The following is an 11,417-nucleotide window of genomic DNA, read 5'->3' as shown; positions in this document are numbered from 1 at the left end:
TACACTGCACGCAGATATTGGACTGGGCACATGCAGTTGAACACCTTTGGGATGTTGGAAAGATCCTATATGGAGAAGGAACAAAGAAAACAAAAGATTGGGTTAAGCAGAAGGAGTCTCTCCTTTGAGATGGGGAGGTGGAAGATGTGATAGATTCTTTGCAGAAGCTGAAGCGGAAGCAGAGGAACCCTCAAAAGAGGAAGGCATTGCAAGATTTGATAAGGTATTACACCACCAACAAGGATAGGATGAGTTATGCTCTCTACAGAGAGAGAGGTTTACCTGTCGGAAGCGGAGGGATAGAGAGTGGGATAAAGAACGTTATCAATCTGAGGATGAAGGGATGTGGTATGAGATGGAATAAGGAAAGGGCTGAGGCGATGTTGTTCTTGAAGGCTAGGTATCTGAGTGAGATCCCTTCTGGTGAGGCGATATTGGCTGCTTGAGCCTCCGACTGATTTCTTATACACCCACTTGATTCACCTTATCCTCAAATATATCCTTATATTGACTGATCATCAGCTCAAACCCGTTGTTCAGATTATCCCGAAAGGCAGCGCTTACTCGCGTGTCTCCCCAAATTTGGAAGGATCGGCTGCGGTAGTGGGCATTAAGAGTATACATCAGCCGTTGCAGATCGATGTAGTCACTTACCGAACCTTCGTTGATTTCCAGGAAAGGGTACAGCTTGCCATTTAGCATGTGTAGATCGCGATCCCAGCCTTTACGTCGGAAATAAGGCAGATAATCCTGGAAGATTCGGGTGGTCGGCACAGGGGTAAAAAGCATCGGGATGATAGAGCCCACGATCTCGGAGACAAACAGGATTGTTTTAACAACGGTGTCAATGTTTTCTTCTGGCAGGCCATAGAGCACAAAAGCATTGACCTCCAAGTTGCGCAGGCGGAAACCAGCTCGTTTGACCATGCTGACAGCTTTGACAAAGTGCTCCAAGCGAACATGTTGCCGATTCAAGCTACGCACATATTCGTCGTCTATGCTCTCGCAGGGCAGATATATCTTTTCGAAGTGCGCAGCTTTCATCAGGTCTACCAGCCGTTGAGATCGAGAAAGCGACCGGACGTCAAATCCTTCTGGAGCGTGAAGGCGGAAAGGGAGCTTCTCCTTTACGATCATCTCCAGGACGCGCTGGAAGTTCCCCTCGAAGCGCCAGAGCAGAAAGTCGGCATAAAAGGCGAAGTCGCGAATGCCGTAAGTCTCATACTTGTGGCGCATCTCGGCTATGATGTCCTCGGGCGTCCGAAAGCGTACCGTTTGACGACCGTTGTTGAGAGTACGTTGGGCGCAGTAAGCACAGTTGTAAGGACAACCTCGACTTGGGGTGATGATAGCATAATTTGGCGGTGTCTCATAAAGGGTGAGATCCGTCCAAAGGTCGTTGGCTTCCTCCACCTCGCCAACCACTACTATGTCGGCAGCGGTCATTTGGGCTGCATGCTGAGGTACTAGAGTGGGATAGATACCTCCCAGAATGATGGTGCTCTTTGGGAAGCGACGCTTGAGACGCACTGTCAGGTCGCGGACCGACTCCCACCAATAGGTCATAATGGCAGAGATGAAGATTTCATCAGGCGGATGCAGAATAAACTCCCGCGCCTGAAGCCATTCATCGAATTCCGCCCATGTCCTGCCGAAGTGATACTTGTAGAGCTCCAGCCGTTCTCCGTCTTTCTCAATGACATAAGGGCGTATGGGGCGACTAGGCTCGTCTCCTTCGGCGTAGGTTTCTCCAGGATTGATGCGATGCTGATGGACCCTACGTTTGCCATTAGGTGGGGTTTCCATGAAGTCAAAGAGTTCGATGCGCCTGTAGCCATATCTCCTGAGTAATGCTGCGATGCGGAGCAGGCCGTATGGCTGTGACCACTGCGCCCAATACTGGGTATCATAGACGGGTGGATTGATCAACAATGCTGTTTTTTAGACGGAGGTCCCGGCAAACCTTGAATTTCAAAGTGATGTACGATTCGCGCCATAGCTCACCTATTTTCTCATATACACCGCCAGCCCTTTACATTGGGCGTATAAGAAATCTGTTGGTAGATCAAGCTGTAGGAGCTAGGCATTCAAAGAAGAATGCCTAGCCCCTACAAATTTGCGATTCTCCTCCCGCAGAGTACGGGCAATTACAAGGTCTCGCTACGGAGATGGCCTTTAACCATTAGCGGAGGATCTGTATACGATTTTCACCCCAACTCCTCCAGACTCTTCTGAATGTCTCGTAATTCCTCCTCCGTCAGCCCCCACAACTCCGCTGCCAGTCGGTCGATCTCCGCCTCGATCTCCTGTACCCGTGCTGTGTCCCCGGCCGCCGTAGCTTCATGCGCCTCCACGGAGAGAACAGCTAGTTGGCAGTGAGTGGGATTGTCGGGATCAAAAAGAGGAACACGCACGTTCTCCAGCACGTGGGTGTCCATCTGGATACTCACCCCATATGAGATTACTACAAGCCGAGCAGGCGACGAATTCAAGGCCGCACACAAATAGTGGGCTTCCTCCTTATCCTGGAAGTCCACCATCATCAATTTGTGGTCAGGCACCACGGCTTTGGTCTCCGTTGGTTCTACTACGGCAACCGTCAAACCGGCTGCCTGTTCCCGCCATACTACCTTGTACGGCGCAAAGGTATAGTCACCTACAGCGAACATAGAGTAGAATGGAGCACCTTTCTCGATAAGCCCGCGCACGCCACGATCTCGCCTTTCCAGTAAGTCATCCTCGAACCACTTCAGATAAGCATAGGTCTTGGGAAACCGCGCCACCATCTCGTCTTCAGGTATTGCTTTCAACTTCATCCCCGGTTCATGTGTAACTAGGATATGAGCTGAAGGAGTTACCCCCCAACGTTGTACATCTCGCCCTCTCAGCAAAGGGTAAAGCAAATCAGGCTCGATGGCTGCTTGCACGCTCTCCACTTTCCGTCTCGCTCCTTTCGTAATGTTACTAATCATCACTAGACCATCAGAACGTTCGTCAATGATCTCCAGCCAGTAAACTCCATTGGCACCGCCAGTATATATCCCGGCACGCGCCCGATAATTCGACGCTCCCAGCACTTTCCTTATTGCTTGTAGCGCTCGGGGACGGCCGGTAATCCAGGGCGAGGTGGGGTCGGTCTTGTCCACAGGTTCAGCCACGAAATTGCGTCGCACCGTTATTTCCTGAACTTCCTCCAGCGAAAGGTCCTCTGGGATAACAGCGCCACCTCCCTTCTTGCGCCAATGGGTGTAGGGCACCGGATACCTGGTCATCCGACCTCGTTCCAACACCACGATAGCTGTGCGATTGCTGGCACCTTCGAAGGGCTTCAGGTCTGCCATGTCATCTACGTGTATTACACCCAGCGGCGTGCCATCCCCTAGCCGAAACCGGCGGAAGCCCTGACCTGCCCCTGCTGTCTTGAAGACGCTCTGGGTGATAAGAAACCCCAAGCGTCCACCAGCTCTCACATATTTGTCCAGCGCCACGTAGGTCATCAGGATGAAGATGTCGTCTTTGGCCTTGCCCAAAATGGCATCGAAGCCCTTGTGAGGGAATAACTCGTGAGCGGCCCACAGGGATGCCGTTTCCTGACGATACTCATCTGGCAGGCTCTCCCAGTTCACCCACGGAGGATTGCCGGCCACATAGTCGAAGCGGCCCTGGAACAATGGTGCGAAGGCGTTCTTGATGATACGCGCCCAGATGCCGTTGATCCCCCGACGCTCTAGATCCAGCAGTCTCTCGTACAGCTTCACGGCAACGCTGATTTCGGCCTCGTCCTGTCCCTCGATCAGCGGAAACGTCTGTAACAACCGGCGTCGGAACTGGGCCGCCGACAGATTCATTTTTACGCTCTCCTCCAGCAAGTCGGCCAATTGGTCGATGTAATGAGCATCCACCAGCGATCGAGGCACGGCGAATCTGCCCACAGCGGTTGAGAACTCCACACCGGCATAAGTGGATAGCTCCTTGCCCGGTTGTGGCGTCATGATGGAGTCAGTCAGGTAGACGGGGATGCTGATCTCGCCCCGACGGTGTGGAAGCAGATCCCCCAATGCCAACAGATAATTGGTGCGGGCGGTGATGACCGCCAGAGGGTTCAGGTCAAAGCCGACGACGTTCTCTAGAATCCGGTCCAGCACATCTGCCTCCGGCAGCATCCTCTCCTCGGCGTATTTCTTAATCCGCTTGATGGTTAGCACCAGGAAGGTGCCGGAGCCACAGGCTGGATCCAGCAGCCGTTTGCGGGGGTCGCCGTTTACGCCGAGCTGGTTCAACAACCGCTCGGCCAGCCAGTCAGGCGTATAGTACTCACCTAGATCATGCCGTAGTTTCTTAGGCACTAAGTTTTGATAGAGCTGTTTCAGGAGGTCACGCGTCTCCTCTGGATTTACGTCCAACGTCACCAACGAGTAGTTGGCCAGATCGCCGATGATCCGTCGCAGGGCATCCTCTATCGCCGGTTCCCAGGCATCTAGGTACCAGCCGAAGAAATCTCCCTCTAAGAAGTTCTTGATACCGAAGTCGGCGAAGATTCCCCCCTGTTCCATCTTTTGTAGATAGGAACGCAGGCTTTCCGTATCGGCCGAGGCTATCTGGGCTAGTCCCGTCCCTACCTTGGGCATCAGATAATAATGAGCCACCTGCACGGCCAGTAGTTTGATGAAAACGGCATAATAGGTGTGAATGGCGAAGAAGAGTCGTAAGGCGTTTGGATTCGTGTCCTTTACTCCATATGACTTCGCCAGTTTTGCTACATTCAACCGGGTACTGCCTTCCTCATAGCCGCAGATCTCACTAAATAGGCGTCGCCACTGTTGGAAGAGAATTTGAACCTTGGGATTGCCGGTGGTGCGCAGGGCGTTGTAGAGGGCCGATACGGCCATACGGCTGACCACAGTGTTCTCGCCGAAATCGCGCACCAGATTTTCAGGGGTTAGAGCTAACTCGGTGGAAAGGGAAAGCAAGTAGCGAAGAAAGGTCGCTGTAGAGTGGGCGGAGACAGGTATGGGGTCATCCACCCGCCAGCGTCCATCGCGAAAACGAATGAAGATGAAATAGTAACCGTCCAATACAGCCCCAGCCAGCCGTTCCTTACGATGCCGATCCAGACGTTCCAGGCCCTCCATGTACTGCTTAACCTGGTTGATAGCGTGTCGGTTTGCCCGATAGCTATTGCTTTTACGCAATGAACCCGGCGGTTCGTACTCTATGACGAAACGATTATAAACCGCATCGGCCCGGCCGTTGATCAGCGTGCGTCCCCGCTCCAAGCGTAAGCTTACGTCGAAGTTGCGCTCAAAGCGTTCCAAAATGCGCTCCACTTCAGCTACCAAGTCAGCCTCTTTGGCCGAGCGCCGGGCAGCGGCCTGGATATCACGAGCGATCTCCGGAGCCCGCTGACGGACGAAAGCTTCTAAGTCGGTAGGCGTGTAATTCATGTTATACCTGCTCCTGTCGATAGGCCGGCAGTGGGAAGATTATTTTTACCGGCTGACGATAGACGGCATGGCTGATCAAGAGCTCCCCTTTGGTCAGACGGGTTACAGCCATGCGAATGTCCTGTTCCAGAAAGCGGTAATCAGGAGCGTTGAGCTCCGATGAGCCGGTGCGGCCAATGACTTTAGTAGCGCAATTGCCTGTCACTCGACTGTGAACGGCGCTCATGAATTGCTGCGCGGAAATGAGGATAACCCCCAGGCTGCGGCCGCGCTCGGCTACGTCTAATACCTGTTGAGTGATAGGGCTCTCTCTGCTGCCTCCAGGTGCGTACTTGTTTAACTCATCCACGAAGATGATCACCTTCTCCGGCACGGGAGCTTCCTCGGTACGATCCTCCACCTCCTCCGCCTTTAGGGCGTAGATGGTACGCAGGATGTCACCGAAGACCAGAGTCTGCTCATCGTCGGCCAGTTTGGCGATGTCCACCACGTAGGTCCAACCGCCTTTGAGATTCACCAGCTCGTCGCTTAGCAATTTCTCGTGACGGGCTCTATCGTCTACGAAGATACCTGTTTGGCGCGTCTTTACGATGCGCCGCAGGTGACGGCGGAAGGCGCCGATAGACGAGCCGGCAAACATCCCCCGCCAGCGTCCTCTCTCGCTTTGCTTCTGGCGTAAGAACTCCAGTAATCCCGTCCAACTTTGTACATTGCGAAACTCGGGTTCATTACCCATAATGCCGGTCATAATCTCGCCGTAGATGCCCTCTATCGTGCCACTAGGATCAGCCACGTTGCTGAAAAGTAGATCCAGCTTGTCCGCCGTGCCTTCCAAATCATAGGCATAGAGAGTATAAAGGGTTGGTATTGGTGGATAGGAATTAGGTTGTCCATTTGATGCTCGGCGGTTCCAGTAACAGGCAGGATACTAACGTTCTCCGCCAGAACTTGCAATGCTGGAGTAAGATATGACAACGGGTTAGGCATGATCACTTCCCCCCATTGAGTCCTCAGGCCGATAGTAAATATACATGAACCTTCAATATCCTGTCAAGCGGAGATGAGGCTTCCTCTTAACTTGGAAAGCGATATACGTCAGATAATCTTCTGAATTCACGTTTAGCCGTGGTGCTGATAAAAAGGCTATGCTCTCCCGCTCACCTCGGTCAAGATGTGAGGAAGCTATATCGTCCGGTATATCCTTGACCTCTATCGGTTTCCAATTTTCCTGGTTCAGGAACTGCTGAAGCGTATGGGCATCCTCAAAGCCCCGGCGTATTCCTTCCACGACAGCCTCCTCATAAACCGATCGTGGGAATTGGACCTGACCATAAAGTTGCTTGAGCAGGTGAAGCAAATTCAGCTTTGCAAGGGCCATTAGTGGTCCGGCATTCGCGATGACGACCTCGGACATCAGGCTAACTCCTCCTGTACAGTTTCCTCGTCAGATACCGGCTCGATGCCTCGCATTCGAGCTTCGCGGATGAGATCTCGCTTGGATAGGCCGAGCTGCTCTGCGATGTAACCCAGAGATCCTACGCCCGCTTGATAGAGAGATAAGGCTCGCTCCACTTTATACTGGTAAAGCCCTAGTCGGAATATCTGCTGAAGAGTGACCTGTTCCTCCGGAATGCCCTTTAGCCACTGGCGCGGAATTTGTATCACAATCGTCTGTTCCATTTAAAACCCTCCCAAGAGGTATACTCCTCGTTCTCCCTTAACTTGATTAAAGCGGCGTCATATGTATCTTCCAGAATCCCTATGAGACGTAGGTAATCCTCTATAGGATAAGATCACCTCTACATAGAGTCCTTATTTCATCAAGAGCATCTTCCCGGTGAACTCCTTCTCGCCGAGTATAACCCGATAGATGTAAACCCCTGAACTCACCGGCTCGCCCTCCTGATTTCTCCCGTCCCATCGGACGGCCTTAGATCTGTCGATATAGCTTCCGGGAGGGAGCCTTCCCAGATCTATCTCCCTCACGAGCCTGCCGTTTGTCCCGTAGATCAGTATCCTGACCTCAGCCTCATCGCTGAGCTCAAACGGGACCCATGTCTCGGGGTTGAAGGGATTCGGATAGTTCGGCAGGACCTTTGTCTCCAGACCGCTTTGGACAATCCTGATCCCCACCAGCTCGCCGTCTGCTCCTATGCCTATAAGATCCCTCTCTACGATCCGGAGAGTTGAAGGCAGCTTAAGGGTTTCGAACGGCAGGCCAAGCCCTATGGCTGCTGTGCCGCCTGATACTCCTATCCAGGCGACGCCGGATCGGGCGAAGACATCATCGCGATATGAGCTCGGCACTATAACCGCCCAGAGAGGTATCTGCAGGTGTAGCTCGCCATCCCTTAACCTCGCCCATATCCTACGAAAATAACGTCCGCCGCTTATGCGGATATACATCGCAAGCGGGGGCGCTCCCGCTCCGAGCCGCTCGCCGTAATGTTTACCCACCAGGACGAGATCGAGTATATCCACCTTGCCGTCCGAGTTGACGTCCGCACTCCAGGCGTTATCCTGAGGCGAGGAGACCTTCCGCCCGTAGTTTTTGCCTATCATCACTAGATCGAATATGTCCACCCCTCCGTCGGAGTTGATGTCCCACGGGACGGTGTTGATCCTGATCTCGTCCGAGATCATTTCTCCGCCGGGTCCTGAGGCGAGGATCGTTATCGTGTAAAGGCCACTTTCGTTTAACTCGGGAAGTTCACCTTCATATCTCCCATCCCCGTCGGGGTCCGAAAGCTCGATCTTCCTCTTCTCTCCCGAAGGCGATATCAGCGTTGCGCTGACCGAGGTCACATCCCCACCTACCTCGGCCCATATGGTGAGAGGAGCGGGCGAGATGAGCTTCATCGGCCCGATGGTCCCCGTTATCTTCGGCGGCTCAGCCGGAGCGGGATTTTCGAGCTCCACCTTCATCGTCCGGCTCGTCGAATTGCCGAATTTGTCCGTTATATCGAACCTTATGACCTTGATCCCGTTTCCCCTTGAGTTTTCGGGCGAGATCTCAAACTCCCCCAGGTACATCCCTGACTGACCTGGGATGAGCTCCGGTATCGGTATGGGATCGGGCTTTGTGGAGTCGAGTTTTGAAAGATCAACCTTAACGGTGAATCCAGGGTCACCTATAATCGTTATGCTGATCGTATCGCCGTTTTTGACCTTCTCGGGGGAGACGGTCAACAGCAGGATCTGCGGCTCCCTCTCCAGGGTCAAGTTTACCACTGCCCTCGCCCTTGAGACGTCCTCGTCACTCAACGTGTAACTCTGAGTGAAATCACCGTAGGAAACCCTTATGGTATCGCCCGGCTCAGCCAGCACGGTTCCCTCAGGGGCGGAGAAGGTGGCTTTATAGATCCCCCCATCGTCGGTCAAAGCGGTCTGTGAAAGCGACCTCGATGGAAGTTCGACCGTGACCTCGGCGTTCGGGATTACCGTTCCGTCCTTCTCCTTAACGGCCCCCGTTACGATAAAGGTGACTATCTTCCCCTCACCTTTGGAGACGAGCTCGACAGTTGAGGTTTTGGAAAGGGTGGCGATATATCCGGCGGTATATTTTATCTTCTCACCGGCTCCGACGTTGCGTGTGGTGGCGAGCTGAACGGATATGCTCTCCCCGAGATCGCCGATCTCCTTAAGCTCAAGATCGCCGCTCACGGTTAGGGTGAGCTTTGTGAGCACGGCGCTGATGGATAGATCGTAGGTTCCATCGTCGGAGGCGGTGAAACTCCACTCATATTTCTGTGGCTCCCCCTTCAGATCCTGTCCCTGGAACAGGGGGTTATCGGGCGATGCCGTCACGGAGTAGAGTTCCCTGACGGTGTAGTCCCCCTTTTTAAGCTGAAAGCTCTTATGTTCACCTATCGAGACTCCTTCAGTCTTGAACTGGAAACTTTGAACTTCCGTCCCGTTCAGGTCGAGGATGGATATGTCCGCCTGTGTAGTTATATGGTAGTTGAAGGGGAAGGTGAATCCCTGAGGTATCATGAAGGGTGATGTGAATTCGCCCGTTGCTTCGCCCTTCACCTCTATCTGACTGACATCAGAGGCGGACCATGCGAGCGCGGTGATCAGCATGGCCGCGAGAAATAAAGCCGCTCTTGACATCTCTACCCCCTTGACTTACCCTTAAGCTTTTTCATACAATGGTTTATCTGGCTGAAGTATTCATGAAGCTTGATGTATTCGCCGTAGAGGTCCCTGTAGATCCTGTGATTTTCAGCATTGGGCCTATAGGTTTCAGATCGGACGCCGGCCATTTTGGATGCTGCCTCCTTTATATCGTCATAGCCGCCGTTTCGGCTTCCCGCGGCTATAGCTCCCAATATGGCGGCTCCCAGAGCCGAGGCATATTCGGTCCTGGCGATCTTGATCTCCTTGCCCGTCACGTCGGCGTAGATCTGCATCAGCATCTCGTTCTTCGTCAATCCCCCACATGCGTAAAGCTCCTCGACCGGGACGCCCTCTTTGGCGAAGGCTTCGATTATCATGTTCGTCCCATAGGCGGTCGCCTCTATGAGGGCCCTGTAGATCTCCTCCGGTTTGGTGCTCAGGCTCATACCCAGGATCAATCCGCTTAAGTTCGCGTCCTCTAAAAACCTACATCCGTTCCACCAGTCCAGGGCAAGCAGACCGCTTTCGCCGGGACGCTGAGCGGAGGATTTCATGGCGAGGAGGGTGTGGAGGTCTACACCCCGTCTTTCGGCCTCCGATCTATAATCCGCCGGGACACAGTTCTCGATGAACCATGCGAATATATCACCTACGGCGGCCTGGCCGGCCTCATAGCCGTAGTATCCCTCGACGATTCCGTCCTTGACGACGCCGCGAACTCCCTCGACGATCACCTCATCCTCGCTCATCATCATGTGGCAGGTGGACGTGCCCATCACCATGACCATCTTATACGGCTCGACAACTGAGGAACCGGGAACACCCGCGTGGGCATCTATCGTACAGACGGCCACAGAGGTGCCGGGCTTGAGGCCCGTGAGCTCCGCCATCCTCTCGGTTATCCCTCCCGCCCGTCTGCCTGGAGGCAGGACAGGGGCGGAGAGCTTCTCCTCAACCACGTTTTCCATCATCGGATGGAGCGCCTTGAAGAACTCCTTAGACGGATATCCCTCATCCGGGCTCCACATCGCCTTATATCCGGCGTTACACGCGCTTCTGACCTCCCTCCCCGTGAGCACCCAGACGATCCAATCCCCCGCCTCGAGGATCCTTTCGGCCGCCTCATATATCTCCGGCGAATCGTTCAGTATCTCGAGGATCTTGGGGAACATCCATTCGGATGAGATGCGGCTGTACCGACGCATGAAACGCTCGTTTCTCTCAGCGGCCAGTTGATTGATCCTGTCGGCCTCAGGCTGTGATGCGTGATGCTTCCAGAGCTTAACCCAGGCGTGAGGGTTATCCTTGAACCTTTCGACCTTACAAAGCGGGGTGCCATCCCTGAGGGTCGGCAGGATGGTACAGGAGGTGAAGTCCACGCCGATCCCGATCACCTTCTCCGCCTCAATCCCCGATTCCCTCAAGACCGCCGGTATGACGGCTTTGATCGTCTCGATATAATCGTCGGGGTCTTGCAGCGCCGATTCCCTCTTCAGTCTGATATCGGATTCAGGCAATGCTTCATCTATAACTCCATTTGCGTATCTGTGGACAGCGGTTGCGATCTCCTTGCCCGTTTCAACATCCACCAGTATGGCTCTGCCAGATTCGGTTCCGAAATCAAGTCCAATGACATATCTTCCCATCTTTTCCCCCTCTCTCCTTTGATTCCGGCAATACTGATACCACATCTGAACGGTTGAAGTCAAGGATGCTAAGGGAACAGGTAGGGCTTTTCAATGATTGTATGATTTAGTATACTATCACAAAGACCACCAGGAAGGAGGTGAGAAAGATGCTCGTGGCGGGCCGGTATGTCCATCCCAACAGCTTATTCGCCAGGCTGTCCAAAAT

Annotated in this window: 8 protein-coding genes; 1 reads left to right on the top strand and 7 read right to left on the bottom strand. The window is 53.5% G+C overall.

Going from position 1 to position 11,417, the window contains the following annotated elements:
• Positions 1–146: 146 nt before the first annotated feature.
• The gene (locus tag J7M22_08530) at positions 147–446 is read left to right on the top strand and encodes a hypothetical protein (protein MCD6506655.1); all 300 of its coding nucleotides are present in this window, start codon (positions 147–149) and stop codon (positions 444–446) included.
• A 16-nt stretch (positions 447–462) separates the two neighbouring features.
• On the opposite strand, the gene J7M22_08525 is transcribed toward J7M22_08530, so the two are convergent.
• The 7 genes from J7M22_08525 to J7M22_08495 form a co-directional block, all read right to left on the bottom strand.
• A complete protein-coding gene (locus tag J7M22_08525; protein MCD6506654.1) occupies positions 463–1,929 on the bottom strand; it encodes a radical SAM protein in 1,467 nt (488 codons plus the stop codon).
• 278 nt (positions 1,930–2,207) lie between these two features.
• Positions 2,208–5,444 (bottom strand): SAM-dependent DNA methyltransferase, encoded by a 3,237-nt coding sequence (locus tag J7M22_08520; protein ID MCD6506653.1) that lies wholly within the window; start codon positions 5,442–5,444, stop codon positions 2,208–2,210.
• A 1-nt stretch (position 5,445) separates the two neighbouring features.
• Positions 5,446–6,279, bottom strand: a complete 834-nt coding sequence (locus tag J7M22_08515; protein MCD6506652.1) for an ATP-binding protein — start codon at positions 6,277–6,279, stop codon at positions 5,446–5,448.
• 204 nt (positions 6,280–6,483) lie between these two features.
• A complete protein-coding gene (locus J7M22_08510; GenBank protein ID MCD6506651.1) occupies positions 6,484–6,858 on the bottom strand; it encodes a hypothetical protein in 375 nt (124 codons plus the stop codon).
• Positions 6,858–7,124, bottom strand: coding sequence for a hypothetical protein (locus J7M22_08505; GenBank protein ID MCD6506650.1), 267 nt, complete (start codon positions 7,122–7,124; stop codon positions 6,858–6,860). The genes J7M22_08510 and J7M22_08505 overlap by 1 nt, the downstream gene beginning before the upstream one ends.
• A 132-nt stretch (positions 7,125–7,256) precedes the next feature.
• Positions 7,257–9,557, bottom strand: coding sequence for a hypothetical protein (locus J7M22_08500; GenBank protein MCD6506649.1), 2,301 nt, complete (start codon positions 9,555–9,557; stop codon positions 7,257–7,259).
• Positions 9,558–9,559: 2 nt separating this feature from the next.
• Positions 9,560–11,209: a ribulokinase gene (locus J7M22_08495; GenBank protein MCD6506648.1), complete on the bottom strand. Its 1,650-nt coding sequence runs from the start codon at positions 11,207–11,209 to the stop codon at positions 9,560–9,562.
• Between the last annotated feature and the right edge of the window lie 208 nt (positions 11,210–11,417).

It is taken from the genome of Candidatus Poribacteria bacterium (genome assembly GCA_021162805.1).
GTDB lineage: Bacteria > Poribacteria > WGA-4E > B28-G17 > B28-G17 > JAGGXZ01.
Note: the sequence above shows the minus strand (reverse complement) of the source record. Positions and strands in the feature narration are given on the sequence as shown.

Excerpts from the sequence above, each read along its gene's own strand:
- J7M22_08520 (MCD6506653.1), bottom strand. The coding sequence starts at position 5,444 with ATGAATTACACGCCTACCGACTTAGAAGCTTTCGTCCGTCAGCGGGCT.
- J7M22_08510 (MCD6506651.1), bottom strand. The coding sequence starts at position 6,858 with ATGTCCGAGGTCGTCATCGCGAATGCCGGACCACTAATGGCCCTTGCA.
- J7M22_08505 (MCD6506650.1), bottom strand. The coding sequence starts at position 7,124 with ATGGAACAGACGATTGTGATACAAATTCCGCGCCAGTGGCTAAAGGGC.
- J7M22_08500 (MCD6506649.1), bottom strand. The coding sequence starts at position 9,557 with ATGTCAAGAGCGGCTTTATTTCTCGCGGCCATGCTGATCACCGCGCTC.
- J7M22_08495 (MCD6506648.1), bottom strand. The coding sequence starts at position 11,209 with ATGGGAAGATATGTCATTGGACTTGATTTCGGAACCGAATCTGGCAGA.